The organism is Chryseobacterium sp. Tr-659, from assembly GCF_011752975.1.
GTDB lineage: Bacteria > Bacteroidota > Bacteroidia > Flavobacteriales > Weeksellaceae > Chryseobacterium.
On the sequence record NZ_VWWP01000005.1, the window covers coordinates 178,896 to 200,305 of the forward strand.

Annotated in this window: 21 protein-coding genes; 12 read left to right on the forward strand and 9 right to left on the reverse strand. The window is 36.2% G+C overall.

The window, feature by feature from the left end; all coding sequences use genetic code 11:
* Positions 1-2: 2 nt before the first annotated feature.
* Positions 3-1,127, reverse strand: a complete 1,125-nt coding sequence (locus F3J23_RS12965) for a DegT/DnrJ/EryC1/StrS family aminotransferase (protein ID WP_167029489.1) — start codon at positions 1,125-1,127, stop codon at positions 3-5.
* An 88-nt stretch (positions 1,128-1,215) separates the two neighbouring features.
* Between F3J23_RS12965 and F3J23_RS12970 the strand changes: the two genes are divergently transcribed.
* The gene (locus F3J23_RS12970) at positions 1,216-2,817 is read left to right on the forward strand and encodes a S8/S53 family peptidase (RefSeq protein WP_167029492.1); all 1,602 of its coding nucleotides are present in this window, start codon (positions 1,216-1,218) and stop codon (positions 2,815-2,817) included.
* 91 nt (positions 2,818-2,908) lie between these two features.
* Here F3J23_RS12970 and F3J23_RS12975 read toward each other — a convergent pair whose 3' ends face one another.
* A complete protein-coding gene (locus tag F3J23_RS12975; RefSeq protein ID WP_167029495.1) occupies positions 2,909-3,844 on the reverse strand; it encodes an NADP-dependent oxidoreductase in 936 nt (311 codons plus the stop codon).
* A gap of 20 nt (positions 3,845-3,864) precedes the next feature.
* Positions 3,865-6,399 carry a phosphoenolpyruvate carboxylase gene (locus F3J23_RS12980; RefSeq protein ID WP_167029498.1) on the reverse strand — a complete coding sequence of 845 codons (2,535 nt, stop codon included), beginning with the start codon at positions 6,397-6,399 and terminating at the stop codon, positions 3,865-3,867.
* A gap of 231 nt (positions 6,400-6,630) precedes the next feature.
* On the opposite strand from F3J23_RS12980, the gene F3J23_RS12985 reads away from it, so the two are divergent.
* From F3J23_RS12985 to F3J23_RS13000, 4 genes are all read left to right on the forward strand, one after another.
* Positions 6,631-7,197, forward strand: a complete 567-nt coding sequence (locus F3J23_RS12985; RefSeq protein WP_167029501.1) for a Crp/Fnr family transcriptional regulator — start codon at positions 6,631-6,633, stop codon at positions 7,195-7,197.
* 56 nt (positions 7,198-7,253) lie between these two features.
* Positions 7,254-7,835 carry a peptide deformylase gene (gene def / locus F3J23_RS12990; RefSeq protein ID WP_167029504.1) on the forward strand — a complete coding sequence of 194 codons (582 nt, stop codon included), beginning with the start codon at positions 7,254-7,256 and terminating at the stop codon, positions 7,833-7,835.
* Positions 7,836-7,980: 145 nt separating this feature from the next.
* Positions 7,981-8,385 (forward strand): hypothetical protein, encoded by a 405-nt coding sequence (locus F3J23_RS12995; RefSeq protein WP_167029507.1) that lies wholly within the window; start codon positions 7,981-7,983, stop codon positions 8,383-8,385.
* Between the two features lie 33 nt (positions 8,386-8,418).
* A complete protein-coding gene (locus F3J23_RS13000; RefSeq protein ID WP_167029510.1) occupies positions 8,419-9,024 on the forward strand; it encodes a hypothetical protein in 606 nt (201 codons plus the stop codon).
* Between the two features lie 183 nt (positions 9,025-9,207).
* Here F3J23_RS13000 and lpdA read toward each other — a convergent pair whose 3' ends face one another.
* A complete protein-coding gene (gene lpdA, locus F3J23_RS13005) occupies positions 9,208-10,608 on the reverse strand; it encodes a dihydrolipoyl dehydrogenase (protein WP_167029513.1) in 1,401 nt (466 codons plus the stop codon).
* A gap of 99 nt (positions 10,609-10,707) precedes the next feature.
* Here lpdA and F3J23_RS13010 point away from each other — a divergent pair, with 99 nt between their 5' ends.
* From F3J23_RS13010 to F3J23_RS13025, 4 genes are all read left to right on the forward strand, one after another.
* Entirely contained in the window at positions 10,708-11,115 is a 408-nt protein-coding gene (locus F3J23_RS13010) for a winged helix-turn-helix transcriptional regulator (RefSeq protein WP_167029516.1), read from the forward strand.
* Positions 11,116-11,221: 106 nt separating this feature from the next.
* A complete protein-coding gene (locus tag F3J23_RS13015; RefSeq protein ID WP_167029519.1) occupies positions 11,222-12,385 on the forward strand; it encodes an iron-containing alcohol dehydrogenase in 1,164 nt (387 codons plus the stop codon).
* Positions 12,386-12,632: 247 nt separating this feature from the next.
* Complete coding sequence (locus F3J23_RS13020; RefSeq protein ID WP_167029522.1) at positions 12,633-13,094, forward strand: lipocalin family protein; 462 nt, start codon at positions 12,633-12,635, stop codon at positions 13,092-13,094.
* Between the two features lie 62 nt (positions 13,095-13,156).
* Positions 13,157-13,813 carry a GDSL-type esterase/lipase family protein gene (locus F3J23_RS13025; RefSeq protein WP_167029525.1) on the forward strand — a complete coding sequence of 219 codons (657 nt, stop codon included), beginning with the start codon at positions 13,157-13,159 and terminating at the stop codon, positions 13,811-13,813.
* A gap of 266 nt (positions 13,814-14,079) precedes the next feature.
* Here the strand turns inward: F3J23_RS13025 and F3J23_RS13030 are convergent, their stop codons facing one another.
* From F3J23_RS13030 to F3J23_RS13045, 4 genes are all read right to left on the reverse strand, one after another.
* The gene (locus tag F3J23_RS13030) at positions 14,080-14,928 is read right to left on the reverse strand and encodes a DUF5829 family protein (RefSeq protein WP_167029528.1); all 849 of its coding nucleotides are present in this window, start codon (positions 14,926-14,928) and stop codon (positions 14,080-14,082) included.
* 52 nt (positions 14,929-14,980) lie between these two features.
* A complete protein-coding gene (locus F3J23_RS13035; protein WP_167029532.1) occupies positions 14,981-16,333 on the reverse strand; it encodes a DEAD/DEAH box helicase in 1,353 nt (450 codons plus the stop codon).
* A 154-nt stretch (positions 16,334-16,487) separates the two neighbouring features.
* Positions 16,488-16,997, reverse strand: a complete 510-nt coding sequence (locus F3J23_RS13040; protein WP_167029535.1) for a hypothetical protein — start codon at positions 16,995-16,997, stop codon at positions 16,488-16,490.
* 127 nt (positions 16,998-17,124) lie between these two features.
* Positions 17,125-18,747 carry an ABC1 kinase family protein gene (locus tag F3J23_RS13045; protein WP_228455336.1) on the reverse strand — a complete coding sequence of 541 codons (1,623 nt, stop codon included), beginning with the start codon at positions 18,745-18,747 and terminating at the stop codon, positions 17,125-17,127.
* Between the two features lie 250 nt (positions 18,748-18,997).
* Here F3J23_RS13045 and F3J23_RS13050 point away from each other — a divergent pair, with 250 nt between their 5' ends.
* The 3 genes from F3J23_RS13050 (at position 18,998) to F3J23_RS13060 (ending at position 19,818) form a co-directional block, all read left to right on the forward strand.
* A complete protein-coding gene (locus F3J23_RS13050) occupies positions 18,998-19,165 on the forward strand; it encodes a hypothetical protein (protein ID WP_167029541.1) in 168 nt (55 codons plus the stop codon).
* A gap of 154 nt (positions 19,166-19,319) precedes the next feature.
* Entirely contained in the window at positions 19,320-19,484 is a 165-nt protein-coding gene (locus F3J23_RS13055) for a hypothetical protein (protein WP_167029543.1), read from the forward strand.
* A 157-nt stretch (positions 19,485-19,641) separates the two neighbouring features.
* Entirely contained in the window at positions 19,642-19,818 is a 177-nt protein-coding gene (locus tag F3J23_RS13060) for a hypothetical protein (protein ID WP_167029546.1), read from the forward strand.
* A gap of 55 nt (positions 19,819-19,873) precedes the next feature.
* Here the strand turns inward: F3J23_RS13060 and F3J23_RS13065 are convergent, their stop codons facing one another.
* Positions 19,874-21,376 carry a carbon-nitrogen hydrolase family protein gene (locus F3J23_RS13065; protein ID WP_167029549.1) on the reverse strand — a complete coding sequence of 501 codons (1,503 nt, stop codon included), beginning with the start codon at positions 21,374-21,376 and terminating at the stop codon, positions 19,874-19,876.
* Positions 21,377-21,410: the final 34 nt, after the last annotated feature.

A 21,410-nucleotide genomic window follows, 5' to 3' on the forward strand; every position in this document is an offset into this window, starting at 1 on the left:
AATTATCTCATAAACTCAAGCACGGCATCCGTAATATACTTCAGCTGCTCTTCGTCTAATTCTGTATGCATCGGCAGAGATATTACCTGATCCAGAAGTTTGTCTGTATTCACAAAATCGGCGTCATTGCTTTCCTGGAAATAGGCTTTCTGCTTTCTTAATGCAACCGGATAATAAATCATTGCAGGAATTTCTTTTTCTGTCAGGAATTTCTGAAGTTCATTACGTTTTCCGTTCAGGATTCTTAATGTATACTGATGGAATACGTGAGTAGAATTTTCAGCTCTTTTTGGAGTCAGAATATTTGGATTTCCTTCGAAAGCTTCATCATAGTAATCTGCAGCCCTTCTTCTTGCTTCGTTGTAAGAATCAAGGTGAGGAAGTTTTTTTCTTAATACTGCAGCCTGAATACTATCTAAACGGGAGTTAACTCCTACCTCATCGTGGTAATATCTTTCATACATTCCATGGTTTACAATTCCTCTTAAACGGTGAGCCAGCTCATCATTATTGGTAAAAATAGCACCACCATCTCCATAGCATCCCAGGTTTTTTGAAGGGAAGAAAGACGTTGTCCCTACTGTAGACATTGTTCCTGCCTGTTTTACAGTTCCATCAGAGAATGTATATTCTGAACCGATTGCCTGAGCATTATCTTCAATTACATATAAATTATGCTCTTCAGCAATTTTCAAAATCTCCTCCATATTGGCACATTGCCCAAAAATATGTACCGGAATAATCGCTTTTGTTCTTGGCGTAATCGCCTTTTTAATCTGTTCTGTAGAAATTGTGAATGTATCATAATCCACATCTACCAATACTGATTTTAATTTAAGCAAATGAATAACTTCTACGGTTGCTGCAAAAGTAAAATCTGCTGTAATGATCTCATCTCCTTCTTTCAGATCTAAAGCCATAAGGGCAATCTGTAATGCATCTGTACCATTAGCACATGGAATCACATGTTTTACTTCTAAATAAGACTCCAATTCATTCTGGAAAGACTTTACTTCAGGACCGTTAATAAATGCCGCAGAATCCATTACATTCAACACTGCATTGTCTACATCATTCTTTATTTTGTAATACTGACTTTGCAAGTCAACCATCTGAATTTTTTTCATATAATAAATATTTCTGTAAAAATAAGGAATTTAATATCCTATCAAAAATTTTATTGATTTTGTTTTTATCTTTATACAAATAAATTCTATGAAAAAATTTTTACTCTTTTGTTTCCTAACAGGTTACCTTAATGTATCTGCCCAAACAGAACTTGTTTTTGTTTACTTTACAGATAAGCCTAATAAGGCTGCTTTCTATGCGAATCCGCTTTCGGAACTCAGTCAGAAATCACTCAACAGGCGTACTGCGTTGGGAATATCACTGAATGATCAGGATGCTCCTATTGAACAATCTTATCTTCAAAATCTGCAGAATCTCGGCTTTACGGTTATAGATTATTCCAAATGGCTTAACGGAGCTGCTGTAAATGCCACTCCTGCACAAAAGACAATACTGCAGGCACAACCGTATGTACAATCTATCGAAAGTTTTGCAAGAAACACCTCTCCGGTAGTAAAAATGACACCCGGAAAGTGGCAGGATGATGCAAGTATTAATAAAACACTGACTACTTTTAATTATGGTTCCGGTTCCGGACAGATCGACCAGGTGAACATACGCCCGCTCCATCTGGCAGGTTATACAGGTACCGGTATTTCAATTGCAGTGATAGACGCAGGGTTTCCAACAGTAGATACAGGGGCTGCTTTTTCAAGATTATGGAATGGAAATCACATCAAAGCAGCTTATGATTTTGTTACCAAGACAAATGATATCTATAATGCATCTCTTAGTACACATGGCTCTGTAGTATTGGGTGCTATCGGCGGTTATTTGGAAGATACTTTTGTAGGAGCGGCTCCAGATGCAGATTTCTACCTGTACCGCAGTGAAAATGCAACTGTTGAAATTCCTGAGGAAGAAATGTACTGGATTGAAGCTGCCGAGGAAGCAGACAGAAAAGGTGTGGAAGTCATCACTTCATCATTAGGATATAATGTCTTTGATGATACCCGATACAATTATACATATGCAGATATGAACGGCAGCAAGTCTTTCATTGCCCGTGGAGCAGGAATTGCCGCAGAAAAAGGTATTTTTGTTCTTGCTGCAGCAGGAAATGCAGGACAACAGCCATGGCATTATCTTACCACACCGTCTGACAATGCTAAGGTTTTTTCTATCGGATCTGTAGATTCCGCCGGAACTGCTTCAGGATTTTCTTCTTTCGGGCCCAATTCACTTGGAGTGGTAAAACCTGACGGAAGTGCCCAGGGTACGGGTACAACAACCGTTTATAATAATGCTACCATTATTGTTAATGGGACTTCTATTTCTACTCCGATCGCTGCGGGAGGTGTTGCTTGCCTTATTCAAGCTTTTCCAACAATGGACCGTGAGCAGATGAGAACAAAACTGAGACAAACAGCTTCTCTTTATCCCAATCATTCAGATCAGACAGGATACGGGATTCTCAACTTCGGAAGTTTATACAATATGGTTCTGAATACTTCCGAAATAGTAAAAAAAGAAACATTTACTTTATTTCCGAACCCTGTTAAAAGTATTCTGAATATTGCATCAGACCAGGAAGTTCAGTCTCTGGAAATCTATGATAATCTGGGAAGATCAATCAGAAAAAGCAACAACCAGAAATCAATAAAAGTAGAAGATTTTCCAAAAGGAACTTACTATTTGAAAATTCAAGCCAAGAATAAAACTTATTATGAAAAATTCTTAAAGGAATAAATACAAAGCCGCTCTAAAATAGAGCGGCTTTGTATTTTAAACTGAAAAAATTATTCAATTTTATTATTCCTTTTTAGTTTTTACCCAAAAATCACATGATAAGCACTATTTTTCCTGCAGTACGGCGGGTTTCTACCTGAGTATGCGCTTCAGCCATCGAAGTGAAAGGATAAGTTTTAGCAATATGAGACTTTATTGCTCCCTTAGACATTACATCTGCAAAGGATCGAAGATCGTCTCCGTTAAACTGCATTCCCCATAAGGATAATTTTATATTTTTCTCTTCTGCTTTAGCCTTCAGCTTTTCGTCAGCAGGCCCCAATATTGAAATAATTGTGCCTCCAGGTTTGGCTGCGTCAATAGAATGTTCCAAAGTTTCTCCACCAATAGTATCAAAAACAAAATCCGCATCTTTAATTACTTCCCAGAAATTTTCAGTTTGATAATCGATATGTTTATCAGCACCAAGGGACATTACAAACTCCCGGTTTTTAGCAGAAGATGTTCCGATTACTTCAGCTCCAAGATGCTTGGCTATTTGCACCGCAAAATGTCCAACCCCTCCTGAAGCCCCATGAATAAGAATTTTATCTCCTTTTTTGATATTCATTCCATGAACTAATGGCTGCCAGGCGGTTAAACCAGCCATTGGAGCAGCTGCCGCTTCTTCAAAAGAAATATTGTCTGGCTTAAGGGCCAGCAATTTTACGTTTACTGCTACAAATTCGGCATAACCACTGGCATTTTGTAAAAGCGCAAAAACAGCATCTCCCACTTCAAACCCATGGGTATTTTCGGCTTTTTCTACAATTTCACCAGATATATCCCAACCGATTATTACAGGCCGCTCTTTACCAAATGCAGCAGTAATAAATGCATCTGAATTACGATAAATAGTATCTGCCGGATTTATACCAATGGCTTTTACTTTTATTAGAACTTCCCCGCTTTTTAAAACTGGTTTTTCCACTTCACCAAGAACCAGCTTATCGGCTCCTCCGGCTTCGTATAAAAGGTATGCCTTCATAGATTAAATTTTAAAATAAGTTAAGCAGAATTTCTGCTCGCATTAATATTCCCGAATAGAGAACGTGTAACCAGTTTTTCATAAGCCTCTTTATTTCCTTCTCCTTTCTGGATCTTCATTAAAGCATATTGCTGAATACTCAACAATGGAAGTACAATTTTCTCACGAATCTTCACCGATTTTCTGGACAACGGATCTTCTTCCTGAAGCATTTTAAACCCGGTAAGCTCCAGCATAATTTCTCTGGAAAGCTCATATTCATCGAAAAGAACATTCCAGAAAGCGCCGAACTTGGGATTATTTTTAATATAATAAGTTAAAGGGAAATAAGATTTATTCATACTCATCATCGAGTTCAGAACTAATGTTTTAAAGAAATCAGAACCTTTGTACAGTTCTCTTACTTCTTCAAATCTGCCTTGTTCTTTCATCTTCTGCATCGCATAACCGAAACCGAAAAACCCAGGTACATTCTGCTTTAGCTGTGACCAGGATCCTACAAACGGAATTGCTCTCAAGTCCTCAAATTTCAGTTCACTGCCATTTCCTCTTTTAGATGGGCGGCTTCCGATATTGGTTTTTCCATAATACTCCAAAGTACTCATCTCCTGAAGATACGGAACAAACATAGGATGGGCTTTCAGATCTGAATACTTTTGATAACTGATATCCGCCAGCTCAATGATTAGAGATCTTTCTTTTTCTGTAAGATCTTTCTTGGCATTTTTGAATACATCATTTTCAACTCCGGCAGTCAGCAGCTGTTCAAAATTATATTTTGCCTGTTCTTTATTTCCGAAAATACTCGTGATTGTCTGCCCCTGGATAGTCAGTTCAATTTTATTATTGGCTATAGTTTTCCCTTGTGAAGCGTAAAAATCGTGGGTTTTCCCTCCACCTCTTGCAGGCGGACCACCTCTGCCATCAAAGAACACAACTTTGATATTATTCTGTTCAGAAAGTTTCGTCAGCACTTCTTTGGCTTTATAGATTTCCCAATTGGCCTTTAAATATCCTCCGTCTTTGGTTCCGTCTGAGAATCCAAGCATAATTGTTTGCTGATTTCCTCTTTTTTCAAGGTGCTTTTTATACACAGGGTTCTGATACAATTCGTTCATTACGTGCTCAGCATTCGCAAGTCCTTCCATTGTTTCAAAAAGCGGAACAATATCCATATTGATATCCTCCTCTTTATAACCACAAACCTTAAAGAATGCATACACATTCATCACATCTTTCACTGCATCGGAATTAGAGATAATATACCTGTTCATTCCTCTTAATCCATTCAGATTCTGAATTTCTAAAACCTGTGAAACGGTTAATAGAGTATCTTTAACAATATCTTCAAAATCTTCAGGGTTAACGGTTTCTGAGATGCCAATCAATGCGTTGAATTTCTGTTCATGATCTGCTTCTTCATTTCCATATGTTTTTGCAAAGACCTCATCAATTACCTTCTGATGAATCCTGCTGTCCTGACGGATATCCAACGTGGCAAAGTGAGTCCCGAAAATCATTACCCGATCTCTGAAATTAACAAGAAGGTCCAAAAACAAGGAATTATGCTCATTCACGAGGATTTTTTCCGCTTCATTAGCCCTTTTTAAAATATCTTCTGCAGCAATGCTCTTTCCATTAAAAATAGCAGCATACAGTTCTTCGCTTAATTGAGTTAACACTTCGGAAACCCCTCTGAAGCTCAATCTTCTTCTAATGAATTTCAAATGGCTGTAATAAGACTTCAAAATGGCTGAACGCAGTTCTTCCGCTACTCTTTTCGTAACATCTGCTGTTACAAAAGGATTCCCATCCCGGTCCCCTCCCGGCCAGAAGCCTAACTGAATAATGTCTTCATGCAAATGAAAATGTCCGTTTCCAAAAGTCTTTTTGATCTTTGTGAACAGTTCTCCGATAGTATCATAATATACATATCTCAGGTATGAAATAATGCTTAATGCTTCATCTACTGGGGTAGGTTTTTCTTTATTGACGAAAGGTGTTTTTCCCAGTTGCTGCAAAAGCATATCGATCTGTGTTACAGAATCATTTGTAATAGCTCCTCTCAGATCCTGAATGATTCTCTGTACAGAACTTGGATAAAACTGTGTAGGGTGGGCAGTAAACACTACTTTTACGCTGAAATCTTTCAACTTATCTCGTACTTTCTCAATTTTATGATCCTGAAAAGAACGTTCAAAAAGATTGGTTACGGTTCCGTTGTCACTTTCAGAATGGAGGTTTGGAAAAGCTGCATCTTCAATACTATCAAACAGGACCACCTGTCTTTCTATATATTGTATGATCTTGAAGAGCAGTTCGAGTTTCTGTTCTTCCGTCTGAAGATCGGTATGGTTTTTAAAGAATTCTTCTACGATTTCCTCGGGAGTTTTTCCAGCATCATAGCCGGTTCTGCTTTCCTCGTAAAGGAACGGAAGCAGCATCCCGATATTGGTCATTTTATCATAGGGCAGGCTCATAAATAATGAATTGTAGATCTGGAATTTATTCTCCACGATCTGCCTGAATTTTTCTGCGCGTTGGTCGTGTATCATAATAACAAATGTAAGTGATTTTAGAATTAGTTGAATTGATAAATGACAAAAAATAAGGTCTTAAAAGTAAAATTTATATTAATTTTTGTTCAGGAAAATGAACCGTTTTTTGATATCCTTTAATTAGTCTTTGTCTTTCCAGCAACAGGTTTTACTTCTTTTTATTTTGATCATATCGTACATCTAAAGGTTTGACAGGATTTTGCTACCTTTACAGAACAATTCAATCTAATGGGCTACATCAGAGAATATTATGAACAGATTGTAAAACTGCAAGAATCGGAATGGGCATTTATAGCGGGACATTTCCACAGAAAAGTATATGCTAAAAATGAGATCATTACCCAGCAGGGCGATACAGAAAATTACTTATCCTTTATAGAATCCGGACTGGTGAGATTTTATATTCCTGATGATGAATATGGCTACACTTTCAGCTTTAGCTTTGAAAAAGAGTTTAGCTGCGCCTATGATTCTTTCCTTACCCAAACTCCTTCCGAATATGAAATGCAGTCTCTGACAGAAACTGTAGTTTGGCAGATCTCTTATGATGATCTTCAAAAGGTATACAGCCAGACTCATGTAGGCAATCATCTGGGGCGTTTCGCTTCTGAGAAACTGTTTTTGAATAAAAGCAAAAGGGAACTTTCTCTGCTTCAACTTAATGCGAAGGAACGGTATCTGAAATTATTCACAGAACAGCCGGAACTTCTTCAGCGTGTCCCTTTAAAATATATTGCATCTTATATTGGAATTACTCCACAGGCTTTAAGCAGAATCCGCAGACAGATTAATTAACATAGGTTCATTGTATATATTTTCTCTTCTCCTGAACTTTGCAGGAAAATATGACAATGAATTTATCTATTCTTGCTTACGGAAATCACATTTTAAAGCAAAAATGCTCAAAAATCAAGGAAAACACTTCTGAAATCCAGAAATTGATAACCGATATGTGGGATACTATGGAAAATGCCAATGGCTGCGGCCTTGCTTCTCCTCAGATCGGAAAACCTTTACAGCTTTTTGTTGCGGACAGCCAAATTATTTATAAAAATCTGGACACAGAAGATCAGATATTATATTTCGGAAAGGATGATAAAGGAATTAAAGAAACCTTCATCAATGCAAAAATCATTGACAGATCGGAAGAAACCTGGGATGATTATGAAGGCTGTCTGAGTATTCCCGGACTTTCCCAAAAAATAAAAAGGCCCTGGGCCATTACTATTGAATATCTTGATCACAATTTCACAAAACATACAAAAATGTTCACAGGATTAACCGCCCGAATTGTCCAGCATGAATACGATCATACTTTGGGAATCTTATATACCGACCACCTGAAACCTCTGACCAAAAAAATGATGGAATCCAGGCTTAAAAAAATTATCAATGGGAATGTAGCAGTGGGATATCCGATGAAGTTTTTATAAATCGGGTACTCATCATGCAAGTCATGAATCTAAACTTGTACAGGTTTTTAAAATAGTCTGGTTCATTTTAACTATTCAGATGTAAAATAATTTTGATTACAAAACATTAATAATTAATTTTACTCCTCACACCATCCATAAATCTATGAAAAAAACATTCCTCTTTCTTTTCATAACACTTCTGTTCATCTCTTGTGAAAAAGATTGTTATAATGCACCACAACCCATTGTTTTTGAGTTCGCCAATTCCAATAATGAAAATCTTATCACGAACGGAACATTAACAACCTATTCAGTTCAGGACGAGAATAATGTTAATGTACAATTAACGAAAACATCCGACAACAGGGTTATTTTAGAAAATGTAGGGGCCTATAACGGAACAAAAAACTATAAGTTTTATTCTAACATTAAAAATCTTGATTTTTCAATCCAATCATCGGAATTTAAAGGAGGCTGTGATGGTTTTCAGATCAATAAATTAACGTTTACAGGCATCGGAATTGACGTAAAAGATGAAAAAGGCTATTACAAAATTGTGTTGCAATAAATTTAACTTTGCTAAATTTGTAAAAACAATTGAATGAGAGTGTTGTTTCCGACTTTATTGTTATTATCCGGCTTGGTTTTCGGCCAGAAAGCGGTCCCTCCCGATTTTAAAAAAATACCGGAAATCTTAGATAATATAGATCTACTCTACCCGTTCATTGTTCCGGATAAAGCTTATGCGTACTGGCGGGTTCTCAGCAATGATACCGATTATGAAAAAGCGGTTATCTATGAGAGCCAGGCTCCTGATTTTATGACCATTAATGAACCTGTACCGGAAAAAGGATTCTTCCAGAAATGTATTGGTAACAACTGTTTTTCATACATTCTTGCATGCAAAAATGAAAGATCTGTTTATTTTTCTAATGAGGAGCAATTAAGAGACTTTATAGGAACCGTGGACAATCTTCCTGAAGCTATTTTACTGGCCAAAACTTATGGTTATTCGGTAGATACCAGCAATCGTTTTACCGGGACTTACAAAATTGAAGACCGTCATATCTCCATGTATCTGATGCAGTCGAAAGGCTGCCCGGCTGTGAAAGAGTCTTTTTTAGTTAAAATCAATAGAAAAACCGGAAAATTAGACGCAAAAAGCAATGGGGTTTATGCAAAGGATGAAAACTGTTCTGCTTTGTAACTATTTTTTTGGGAAATACTAAGACACAAATAAGATTATAGGGGTTCATTTTATCTTCGATAAAATTGATTTTCTGATATATTTTATAAACCATTAAGATTTTTAAAAATGAATAAAAGGCAAATATTCATTATTCTCATTTTCTTTATCAACCTTAATGGTTTAATTTTATAATATACTTTTTTATATATTAACGGCTCCCTGTCCGGATGCAATGAGATAAGCTTCCTTTAGAGTTTCAGAATAGGTTGGGTGTGCGTAGGAAATACGGAACATATCTTCAGCTGTGACTTCATATTCCTGTGCAATTACACCCTGCGCAATTAAATCGGCTGCTCTTGCACCAATGATATGTACTCCCAGCACTTCACCATATTTAGGGTCTACCAGCACTTTTGCAAAACCGTCCATATCCATTGATGCCCTCGCTCTTGCACTGGCAGAAAACGGGAATTTTCCTATATTATATGCTATGTTATTTTTTTTCAGCTCTTCTTCAGTATATCCTACTGAGGCTACTTCAGGCCAGGTATAAACGACAGAAGGAATACGGTTGTAGTGAATATGACGTTTTTGTCCGTTAATGGTTTCCACAACATAAACACCTTCTTCTTCAGCCTTGTGAGCCAGCATTGCCCCGCCAATCACATCTCCGATAGCATAGATTGTAGAAACTGAGGTTTGATTGTTTTCATTTACTTTAATAAATCCACGACTGTCAAGTTCTACATCCGTATTTTCAAGCCCAAGGCCTTTTATATATGGACTTCTTCCCACTGCTACCAAAATATAATCCGCCTCCAGGCTCTCTTCTGTTCCGTTCTTGTCTTTGAAAAAAGCGTTAGCAGTTGAACCTGAATTCTCTACTTTATAAACAGCTTGATTTAAACGGATATCAATTCCTTCTTTTTTAAGGATTTTCTGTAATGTTTTTCCCAGTTCGTTATCCATTGCGGCAATCAGGTGGTCTGCATACTCAAGAATGGTTACTTTTGTGCCGATACGATTGAAAATAGAAGCCATTTCTACCCCTATTACTCCTCCGCCAATAATCGCCATAGATTCTGGTTTTTCCTTTAATGATAAAGCCTCTGTAGAGGTAATGATTCTTTTTTTGTCAATTTCAACTCCCGGAATAGTTGACGGCTTTGAGCCTGTCGCAATGATATAATGCTTCGCTGTAATCGTCTTTACTTCGGTCTCGTTAATGACCCGTATGGTTGTGTTATTGATAAAACCTGCCGTTCCTTTCAAACGCGTGATCTTATTTTTATTCATCAGGAAATCAAGCCCAGCTGTATTTTTGGAAACCACATCCGATTTTCTTCTGTACATCTGTAAAAAATCGAGTTTTACTTCCTCCAGATTGATTCCATGTTCTTTAAACTTATGCTGTGCTTCTGCATAATGATGAGTACTGTCCAACAAAGCCTTGGTTGGAATACAGCCTACATTGGTGCATGTTCCTCCTAACGTGTCATATTTCTCTATGATTACGGTTTTATAACCTAACTGTGCGCTTCTTATCGCAGCTACGTATCCTCCGGGGCCTGACCCTATTACGGCAATATCATAATGATCCATTTGATTTATTAATTTTTTATGATTAAATTTACTTGCAAAATAAAAGCGAATTTAAAACAAATACTTTCGTTTTGCAAGTATTATTTTATAATTAATATTATGGGTAAAAAAAGATCAGACTGTCCTATCAGCTGCTCATTGGAAATGTGGGGAGATAAATGGTCGTTGCTAATTATTCGTGATCTCATGATCAAAAAGGAATGCACATATGGAGATTTCCAGAAAGCTGATGAAAAAATAGCAAGCAATATCCTTGCTTCCAGACTGCAAAATTTATTGGATCATGGAATTATCGATAAGAAGGACCATCCGGACAGCAAGTTAAAGATTCTGTATTTCCTCACTCAAAAAGGTATTGATCTGGTTCCTGTAATCGTGGAAATTAATCTTTGGGGTGATCAATATTTAACGATTCCTGATGACCGTAAAAAATTAATGGAAGACATCAAAAGGGATAAAGAAGATTTTATAAAAAGAGCAAAAAAATATCTTTCTGCAAAAGATTAAATACAACAATAGCTTTCATGAAATTCAATCATAGTAATTTTAAAATTTCATTAACTCACTTTTCCTTTTTCATTCCGTAAATTTGGGTTAAAATAAATTTAGAACAATGCTTAATTTCGAGTTTAAAAATCCGACAAAAATACTTTTCGGGAAAGGCGAAATCGCTAAAATTTCCAATGAAATTCCTAAAGATGCCAGAATATTAATGATCTACGGCGGCGGAAGCATCAAAAATAATGGTGTTTACGATCAGGTAAAAGAAGCTTTGAAGGATCATGAGGTATATGAATTTGGCGGGGTTCCTGCCAATCCGGAGTATGAAGTCTTAATCAATGCATTAAGTTTTATAAAGGAAAAAAATATTACTTATCTTCTTGCTGTAGGTGGCGGATCTGTAATTGACGGGACAAAATTCATCTCTGCGGCTGCCCATTATAATGGTGAGCCCTGGGATATTCTGAGAAAATCGGTAAGAACTTTTGAGGGGGAAGGAATGCCTTTCGGAAGTATTTTAACTCTTCCTGCCACGGGCTCTGAAATGAATTCAGGTTATGTAATTTCCAGAAGAGAAACGAATGAGAAGCTTTCATCAGGAGGCCCCGGATTATTTCCTCAATTCTCAGTATTAGATCCGGAAGTGATCAGATCTATTCCAAAAAATCAGATCGTGAACGGAATCACTGATGCTTACACTCACGTATTGGAACAATATATGACCGCTCCTTCGTCTGCAGATCTTCAGGAAAGAATTGCGGAAAGCATTCTGATCAGTCTTCAGGAAACGGCTCCAAAAGTATTGGCAGATGACTTTAATTATGATGCTGCCGGAAACTTTATGTGGTGCTGTACAATGGCTTTAAACGGCCTTATCCAGAAGGGAGTAATCACAGACTGGGCCGTACATGCTATGGGACATGAACTGACAGCTTATTTCGGCATTGATCATGCAAGAACCCTGGCTATCATTGCACCGTCTCACTACCGCTATAATTTTGAAGATAAAAAAGGAAAACTGGCTCAGTATGCTGAAAGAGTTTGGGGTATTAAAGATGGAAGTATAGAAGAAAAAGCGGAACTGGGAATCAAGAAACTGGAGGAATTCTTCCACAGTCTTCATATCAATACCAAACTTTCTGAATATACGGAAGATTACAAAGGAACTGCTGAAAGAGTAGAAAAAGCCTTTACTGAAAGAAACTGGCTGGGACTTGGAGAATATAAAAAACTGACTCCGCAGGACGCGCATAAGATTGTGGAGATGAGTTATTAATTTTTTGGCTAAAGCCAATGGCATATAATTTTTATAGCAGGCGGGTTAAAACCCGCCTCTTTTGATATGGAGTGGAGAACATTTTTAATCTTTCATTTTATAAAATTCAAATCCTTATTTGTTTTTCAAAACCATTATATCACCCTCTATAATTATTTAATTTATAAACATTCGTTTAAAAAGTCGTTATTTCATTACGGATATTTCAAATTTATTTATATTTTAGCACATTCTTAAATTTGTAAAAATGAAAAAACAACTACTTTTATTTGCCTTTTCTGCCCTGGCACTTACTTCTTGTAAAGATGATGATATTCAAGCATATGAAATGGAGATTATGCAGGGAGATTGGAAGGAAGTTAAAAGGGAAGTAATTTCCGGAAAAGACAATAAAACGGTGCTTAAAACTGAGATTTCTACAGGATGTGCAACTAAAAATACGCTTTTCTTCAGAACAGATTTTTATGTAAGCTATACGGCCTATACAGGAACTGGAGCAGACTGCCAGCCTAATGCTAAAAGCGAAGGAAGATTCACTTATGACGGAGACACAAAGATTTTAGGAATTAAATTTGACAAGGAAGAAAATATGAGTTACAGAGTTGATGTTTTAACCAGTAAAGATCTGAGATTAGCTCAACAATTTGGAAATTTTGATATGGATGGAGACAAAATCCCGGATATTAATTACATAACTTACAAAAGATAGCATAAACTCCCGATGATCGGGAGTTTTTTATTACTTTTATCTTAAATTTAAAACTGAATATAATGAAGAAGATTCTGACAGCATTTCTATTGCTGTGCTTTACCATTGCCTTTTCTCAGGAAAAAAAGCCGATGTTCTGGCAAGACATCCAGGAGTTCAAAAAAAAGGATCAACAAAACCCGCCTCCAAAGGATGCCATCTTATTTCTGGGAAGCTCATCTTTCACTAAGTGGACAGATATTGACGATTATTTTCCGGGTAAAATGATTATCAACAGAGGTTTCGGAGGCTCAAGGCTTACAGATCTTAATTATTTTGCAGATGATCTTCTGGCTCCGTATCAGCCTAAGCAGATTATTATTTACTGTGGTGAAAATGATTTTGCAGATAATCACAAACTTAAAGCAAAAGTAGTTGTTGAAAGGTTTAAGGCTTTTTATCAAAAAATACGTGAGAGATTTCCCAATATTGAAGTAGATTACATCTCAATTAAGTATTCTCCGAGCAGAGAGGTGATTTGGCCACAGATGAAAATCGCCAATAAAAAGATTGCTGCTTTTATGAAAAAGGAACCTCATGCTGAATTCATTGATGTTACCAAAGCAATGGAAGACTCCAACGGAAATGTAAGAAAAGATATCTTTGTGGAAGATATGCTCCACTTTAAACCGGAAGGATATAAAATCTGGGCAAAAATTATGAAACCTTATATGAAATAGCTAAAGTTAAACTCCGAAAACCGGAGTTTTTTTGTTTCTACGAAGTACATTCATCAATAAAAATGATGCTACATAGTTGTGATCCAACATACACAAAGAGATTTTTAAGTTAATTAATTATATCGTATTTTTTTCAATTCCTTTGTAATACCAGGCCAAATTATAAAATAATATGAAAAGGCTTAAAAACGGATTATGATAATGATGGGCAATTATCGTTTATATGAAGCAGTAAGGGCTTCTTTAGCTTAGTTTTTCAGTAATAATTAATGTAGTTTTATTACAAGTTCTTTTCTTCTGCTTTCAAGTCGGAGGTTTCCTATTTTAAGGTTTTCTTTCAGCTCATATCCGGTTCTTAATTTTAGTTCCCTGAGCTCCGTTTTCTTTAATTCAGTCTGATTAAGCCTGATTTCAACAGAGTCTGGCTCAAAAGTTATCCAATTTTTACCAGAAGCCTTTATTCTGACCCCGAAAGATCTCAGCTCTTCGGCAATTTTCTTATAATCTTCAGGGCTGCAGTCCAGTACAATTCCTGAAAGATCTTTGATTGCTTTATCTGTATTCATTTTCTTTTCCAGAAAATCTTCTCTGCGAAAAGAACTGTATTGGGTATGGTACAAGTGGGTCAGAAAGTCGGGGTTGTAGAAAGCATACCAGATAGCAGCACTTCCTTTCAGATGGGTATAGTAGGCAGAATACCAAAGGACCTTTTCGTTTCCAAAATCCCACATTGATTCTGATCTTTCGAATTTCAGTCCTTTTTTCTTCACTTTTTTGTTGATATTATCTGAAAACGGTGCATGAACATCCCAGGAAAAGCCTATTCCCACTGCTCCCGTCTTCTCACCAAATTTATTATCCGGTCCCATTATTTCAAGATAGGTAGACTTTCCCCGTAAATAAACCGTTGTAGCTTTTTCATCTACAGGATCAAAATTTGGCAGTCCTTTGTCCAGATTAGCCCAGTTGGCAAGCTGTTTATTTGCTTTGAACCTTTCAAAATCAGCAGAATCCAAAACAAAATAAATATGATTTAATTTCAAACCTTCATCCTGGCCAAAAGCTTTAAAACCTGATATCAGGAGAAAAATGAAGAAAAAAAGACTCCTTATCATTTTAAATTATTTGGTATTAAATCTAATAAAAAAATCCCTTAACGGGATTTCTTTATTTCTTTCTCTTTGATTTGGAAATTGCTTTCTGCTGTGCTCTGTTTGCTCCGAACTTCTTAGGAGCTTTTCTTTTGGAAGGACCACCCCAGTTTTCTTTTGTATTCTTAGCTTTTTTCTCGTGGAAAGCACCTCCTCCTTCATTTAGTTTTACCTGTGCAGGATTTTTCATCACCACTTCATCTTTTTCAGAGGCAATTTTATTAGGATTAATCTTAACACCTTCAGGGAAGTCATTAAATTTTAATTCTTTATCCATCAATAATTCGATATCAAGAATCAAAGGCTCTTCCTTCTTAGTCACGAAAGTCAATGCTTTTCCTTCTTTATCTGCTCTACCGGTTCTACCGATTCTGTGAATATATTGTTCAGGAATATCAGGCGTCTCAAAGTTGATAACATGGGTAATATTGGAAATATCAAGACCTCTTGCCATAACATCAGTTGTAATCAGACCTCTCACTTCTTCATTCTCAAAACTTTTCATTGCCTTAAGCCTGTAATTCTGAGATTTATTGGAGTGGATCACATCAAACTGTTCAGGGAAAAGTTCATCAATCTTGGTAAAAAGAAGATCAGCATGCTTCTTATTATTATTGAAGATCAAAACTTTGGACATATCTGTATCATTCTTCAGTAAATGTTCAAGCAAATTGATCTTGGTATTGAAGTTTTCAACTTTATAAGCGGTCTGCTCAATTTTTTCAAGTGGAGTTCCGGATTTCGCCAATGAAATTTCTACAGGGCTTGCAAAATATTCATCCAGCATTTCATCTACCGCTTCTGTCATGGTTGCTGAGAAAAGAATGTTCTGCCTTTTCTCTTTCATCATTTCAAAGATATGGGTTAGCTGAGGTCTGAAACCTAAGTTTAGCATTTCATCAAATTCATCAATGATAAGCTTTTGCACTTCTTTCAGGGAGATCGCATTATCTATGGAAAGGTCCATCACTCTTCCCGGAGTTCCTACCAAAATATCACATCCTCCGTCAAACAATAATTTTTGGGTATTGATATTTTTACCTCCGTATATTCCGATTACTCTTGCAGTAATATTTTCTGTCAGTTTCTCAAGGATTTCAGTTACCTGTACTACTAATTCTCTTGTAGGCACAAGCACCAAAACAGTTGGATTTCCTGTTTTGTTGTATTTCCATGTTTTAAGAACGGGCAAAAGATAAGCTAATGTTTTTCCGGTTCCGGTTTGAGCAATTCCCATTACATCCCTTCCGGAAAGAATAGGTTTTAAGCTTTTCTCCTGAATTGGTGTGGGTTCAAATAATTCCAGATCCGCTAAAACATCAAGAATTTTAACCGGCAGGTCAAAATCCGCAAAAGTGAGTTTTTCCATTTTGCAAAGATAGGTATTTAATTTTGTAGTATAGAACCAAGAGGTTTGAAGCTTGAAAATTATCAGACTTCACGGCTGAATTTATGATCAAAATGATATAGCATCAGAGGCCATTTTTTTCCTTCTTCCCGCCTCCATTATCCAGCTTTTTTACTCAATTCACCTTTACACTATTGACTTTGATTTTAATATCATCATCTTCCCATTTGCTGGAAGTAATAATAACATAACCTTTCTTTTTCGGATCCTTCCTGATCGGAAATTTATCGGCTTCCCACTGGTTACAATGAGTAGGAATAGAAGGAACTAAAGATTTCCAGCCTGTACTACTCAAAGTATAAACATAAAAAGGGTGCCAGCAGCTGGTGCACCAATCGGGGTAAAATCCCAGATCATCTTTACCATCCCCGTTAAGATCTCCCAGATTAAACAAAGTTCCTCCTTTGGCGGGTGAAATAGTAAACGGTTTTATATTTTTATCACTGAAATAAATGATGGTTTCACATTTTCCTTCACATTCATCACCGCAGTCTGACACTTTCGTATAAGCATATTCTTTCTTGCCGTTTCCATCAAAATCACCTTGAATTTTTACGTTGTTTCCTTCCTGAGCGGTAGCAAATGATCCCCAAAACAGGACGTTTGTTATTATTAGTTTTTTCATAATCAGATTTTTTAGCTTGGGATTCGTAAGTTCGAAATAATTGGTTATGAATGCAGGAACGAGTCTCCATATCATAAAGCGAATCCCCTAATAAGTTCAATAATTTGGTGTCTTAAACATTCTTTTCCTACTTCCTGCTCACCCTCAGCAAAAGTATTAACACTAAAATAACAGAAAAAACAAATCCAAGAACAGCAACCACAGACAATTCTCCTATTCTTGGCCCAGATTCTGATGTAAACACGATTGCCGTTGCAATAATATTAGCTCCTAAAATCATGGCTAAGATAAGGTTGATAACACTTGATTTAATCAGCTGATTGGTCTTTTCAATATTTTTAATCTCGCTGGAAACCGTAAATTTATTTTCATCCAGTTTTTGAAGTACCGAACGAAGCTCTTTCGGGATTTCATCTACATTATCCGTAAAATTCATCATCCTGTCCATTCCTGTTTTCAGAAGGTTTTTAGGGTTGATCTTTTTAGTGAATATTTTCTTTGTATAGGGATGGAGGCTTTTCACAATATCAAGATCCGGATTAATATTCCTTCCAACACCTTCTATCAGGCTGATTCCTTTAAATAAAAGGTAGAAATAATCAGGCATATAAAGTCTGTTATCTTTTAAGATATCCTTCATTTTATTGATTATTACCTGTACATTAATCTCCTGCAATGATGAGCTGTGAACGAAATTCAGAATATCCTCCACATCATTTTCGAATCTTCTCTCGTCAGGAATTTCATAGCTTATCGCCATTTTCTTGAGATAACGGACTATTTTATGAGAGTTCTTTGCTACAAAACTTACAATCAGATTTTCAAGAATTTCCTTATCATTAGGCTGAATTTTTCCTACGGCTCCAAAATCAATAAAAACAATTTTGCCATCTTTTTTTACTAAGATATTTCCGGCATGCGGGTCAGCATGAAAGAATCCGTAATCTAGGATCTGGGAAACAAAAAGTCTCAATCCGGCTTCAGAAACTTTTACAGGATCAATCCCATTGGCCAGAAGAACAGATTTATCCGTAACCTTTATTCCATCAATAAATTCCATACAAAGAATATTATTGTTTGAAAATTCTTCATAGACTTTCGGAACATAGGTTTCTTTATTGTTTTTAAAATTGAGACGGAACTGCTGAATATTGTTTTTCTCATTTATCAGAGAGACTTCTTCCAATAGAGACCTTTCAAAAGTAGAAATAGCTTGTTTCAGATTAAGCTTTTCTCCTATCTCAGAATAAGCAGAAATCAGCTTTTCAATATCTTTGATAAGCAGCAGATCGTCTTCAATAACAGATTGTACATCGGGCTTTCTGAGTTTTAAGATAACAGAGCTTCCATCAAGCAAAACCGCTTTATAAACCTGTGCAATGGATGCTGTAGCCAAAGGCTCTTTCTGGATTTCCAGGAAATAATCTTTAACAGAAATATTGAATTCACTTTCCAGCGCATCTTCTACATCCATGTCTACCATTTCTACTTTATCCTGAAGTTTCTGCAGCTCCTGAATGAGTTCCGGCGGCAGAAGATCTTCGCGGCTGCTGAATGTCTGGCCAAGCTTTACAAAGGTAGGTCCCAGCTCTTCGAGAGCCAGTCTTATTCTTTCATAGACAGTTCCTTTTGAAATAATTTCATCTGAATTTGAAGCTTCTTCCTGCTTGTTTCCTCCGTTCATTCTTGCCAGAAGGTCTTTAAAACCGTATTTACTCAACACGGAAATCAGCTTTGCGGATCTTTTCAATTTTCTTTGCTGCTTGTCAAACATAATGTATCTATAGTAGGTGCAATTTACTCCAAAAACCGTTCCTAATGCTATTTTTTACAAAGAACGTTTAAGCCCCCCTATTCAATTAACAAAATGAACACAAAACAAGTATTTTGAATAAAAATCATTCAACATATTAACAAATTTATCTAAATAATAACAACATATTGTATATTTTTTTATATTTACGCAGTACAAACATTAAAATAAACAAAAATATTACACCATGAAAAATCTACGTAACAGCAAACTTTCAAGAGAGCAATTAAAATCAATTTCAGGAAGTGCTCTTATCCCAATCGGAAACTGTTCCAACCAATGCTGTCCTCCTCCAGGAGTTACACAATGTCCAAGATTAATCTGCCCTGCGGTAGTATGTCCACAGTATTTATAAGATACTCCATTACATTTCAGATAGATGCCACTTTGTTCTGTTAAATACAGTTAACAGGCATTATCTCATATAAAATTCACAATTATATTCAGAAAACAATTACTATAAAATATTTCTTTTATAGTATACCATTAAACTCATCAAAAAAATTAACATGAAAAACTTAAACAAAAGCAAGCTTTCAAGAGAACAACTAAAAGGAATTTCAGGAAATGGAATTGTTATTGATGGCAAATGTTCACGTCTATGCTGTCCTCCTCCAGGAATCCCAAGATGTTCTGGAATGATCTGCCCTACGGTAGTTTGCCCGGAGTATTAATAATAGGCTTCATTAACTTTTAGATAAATGCCGCTTTATTCTGCTAAGTACAGTTAATAGGCTTTATTTCATAAAAACTTACAATTACATTCAGAAAATAACTACTATAAAATATTTTTTTATAGTGTACCATTAAACTCATCAAAAAAAAATTAACATGAAAAACTCACGTAACAACAAACTTTCAAGAGAACAATTAAAAAGAATTTCAGGAGGCAAAGGAGGCGGTATCATTATTGGTAAAAACTGTACTTATGAATGCTGTCCTACTGATGGAAGACAAACATGTCCAGATTTCATGTGTCCAGATGTAGTTTGCCCGGAGTATTTTTAATTTATTGAAAAATTTTAGGTAAAATAAGAACAGAATGCCAATGCATTCTGTTTTATTATTTAAGATAGGTATCATAAAGATCTCTTCTGCGGTCTTTCATCACCTGAACAGAGCCATTATGATGAAGATCTGTTAACAGATTCAAATCTACATCTACAATTAAGGTCATCTCTGTATTCGGAGTAGCTTCTCCTTTAACGGCGTTGGATGGAAAGGCAAAATCTGAAGGTGTAAATACAGCGGCCTGTCCGAACTGGATATCCATATTATTAACCTTCGGAAGGTTTCCTACGCACCCGGCAATGGCAACATAACATTCATTTTCGATGGCTCTTGCAGCCGCACAGTGGCGCACTCTCATATAAGCATTCTGAGTATCTGTCAGATAGGGAACAAATAGGATTTTCATTCCCTGATCGGCTAAAATTCTTGGTAATTCCGGGAATTCTACATCATAACAGATTACCAGTCCTATTTTTCCGCAGTCTGTATCAAAAACTTTTATTTCATTTCCTCCTTTCATTCCGTAATACCGTTTTTCGTTAGGAGTAATATGGATTTTTCTGTATTCATCCATTCGCCCGTCACGATGAAGAAGATAACTCACATTGTATAGTTCATTGTTTTCGAAAACAGGCATGCTTCCGGAAATGATGTTCACATTATAGCTGATTGCCAGCTCTGATATTCTTTCTTTAATCTGTTCGGTAAGTTTAGCCAATTCTATCATACTATCTCTTTCAGAAAGATTATTGAATGGGGCCAGCAGCGGCGTGTTGAACAATTCTGGGAACAGTACAAAATCAGATTTGTAATCTCCCATTACATTCACGAAAAATTCTACCTGTTCATAAAAAGCGTCTATATCTTTGAAATGTCTCATCTGCCACTGTACCAATCCAAGACGGATAATACTGTCCTGCATGGTATTCGGGTTTTTGCTGTAATAAATATTATTCCATTGGAGAAGAACAGCATTCTCTCTGGAAGCTTCATCTTCAGGAAGGTATTTTTTCAAAACCCTGATTGGAAGGAAATTATTTGAAAGCTGAAAAGACAGCACGGGGTCATAAATTTCCTTATCTCTTACTCTTCGTATATATTCTCTGGGAGAAAGTTCATGGCTGTGTTTGTGATAATTCGGAATTCTGCCACCCAGAATTATTGATTTTAGGTTAAGTAATTCACATAATTCTTTTCTGGCATCATACAATCTTCTTCCCAGACGCAGCTCACGGAATTCAGGGTCTACAAAGACTTCTATTCCATATAAAACATTTCCTTTTGAAGTATGTGTATTGAAGGTATAATTCCCTGTAATATCGCTATACGTATGATCATCACCGAATTCATCATAATTCACAATAATGGAAAGTGCTACAGCAGCCAGTTTTCCGTCTACAGTAATACAGATTTGCCCATCAGGAAATATTCTTGTTAATTTTTCAATACTTTTCTTAGACCATATTGATTCTGACATTTGCGGATAAGCTCTTTTCATCGTTTGTGCCAGCTCATCATAATCCTGAACGTTCAGGGGTCTTGTTTCTATTTGCATTTGATGTAATTTTACTTAAATTTAGTGATAAATA

Coding starts and splice junctions, on each gene's coding strand:
- F3J23_RS12965 (WP_167029489.1), bottom strand. CDS start 1,127: ATGAAAAAAATTCAGATGGTTGACTTGCAAAGTCAGTATTACAAAATA.
- F3J23_RS13020 (WP_167029522.1), top strand. CDS start 12,633: ATGAAAAAACAACTACTTTTATTTGCCTTTTCTGCCCTGGCACTTACT.
- F3J23_RS12980 (WP_167029498.1), bottom strand. CDS start 6,399: ATGATACACGACCAACGCGCAGAAAAATTCAGGCAGATCGTGGAGAAT.
- F3J23_RS13030 (WP_167029528.1), bottom strand. CDS start 14,928: ATGATAAGGAGTCTTTTTTTCTTCATTTTTCTCCTGATATCAGGTTTT.
- lpdA (WP_167029513.1), bottom strand. CDS start 10,608: ATGGATCATTATGATATTGCCGTAATAGGGTCAGGCCCCGGAGGATAC.
- F3J23_RS13065 (WP_167029549.1), bottom strand. CDS start 21,376: ATGCAAATAGAAACAAGACCCCTGAACGTTCAGGATTATGATGAGCTG.
- F3J23_RS12970 (WP_167029492.1), top strand. CDS start 1,216: ATGAAAAAATTTTTACTCTTTTGTTTCCTAACAGGTTACCTTAATGTA.
- F3J23_RS12975 (WP_167029495.1), bottom strand. CDS start 3,844: ATGAAGGCATACCTTTTATACGAAGCCGGAGGAGCCGATAAGCTGGTT.
- def (WP_167029504.1), top strand. CDS start 7,254: ATGAATTTATCTATTCTTGCTTACGGAAATCACATTTTAAAGCAAAAA.
- F3J23_RS13035 (WP_167029532.1), bottom strand. CDS start 16,333: ATGGAAAAACTCACTTTTGCGGATTTTGACCTGCCGGTTAAAATTCTT.
- F3J23_RS13010 (WP_167029516.1), top strand. CDS start 10,708: ATGGGTAAAAAAAGATCAGACTGTCCTATCAGCTGCTCATTGGAAATG.
- F3J23_RS13025 (WP_167029525.1), top strand. CDS start 13,157: ATGAAGAAGATTCTGACAGCATTTCTATTGCTGTGCTTTACCATTGCC.
- F3J23_RS13040 (WP_167029535.1), bottom strand. CDS start 16,997: ATGAAAAAACTAATAATAACAAACGTCCTGTTTTGGGGATCATTTGCT.
- F3J23_RS13060 (WP_167029546.1), top strand. CDS start 19,642: ATGAAAAACTCACGTAACAACAAACTTTCAAGAGAACAATTAAAAAGA.
- F3J23_RS12995 (WP_167029507.1), top strand. CDS start 7,981: ATGAAAAAAACATTCCTCTTTCTTTTCATAACACTTCTGTTCATCTCT.
- F3J23_RS13015 (WP_167029519.1), top strand. CDS start 11,222: ATGCTTAATTTCGAGTTTAAAAATCCGACAAAAATACTTTTCGGGAAA.
- F3J23_RS13050 (WP_167029541.1), top strand. CDS start 18,998: ATGAAAAATCTACGTAACAGCAAACTTTCAAGAGAGCAATTAAAATCA.
- F3J23_RS13000 (WP_167029510.1), top strand. CDS start 8,419: ATGAGAGTGTTGTTTCCGACTTTATTGTTATTATCCGGCTTGGTTTTC.
- F3J23_RS12985 (WP_167029501.1), top strand. CDS start 6,631: ATGGGCTACATCAGAGAATATTATGAACAGATTGTAAAACTGCAAGAA.
- F3J23_RS13055 (WP_167029543.1), top strand. CDS start 19,320: ATGAAAAACTTAAACAAAAGCAAGCTTTCAAGAGAACAACTAAAAGGA.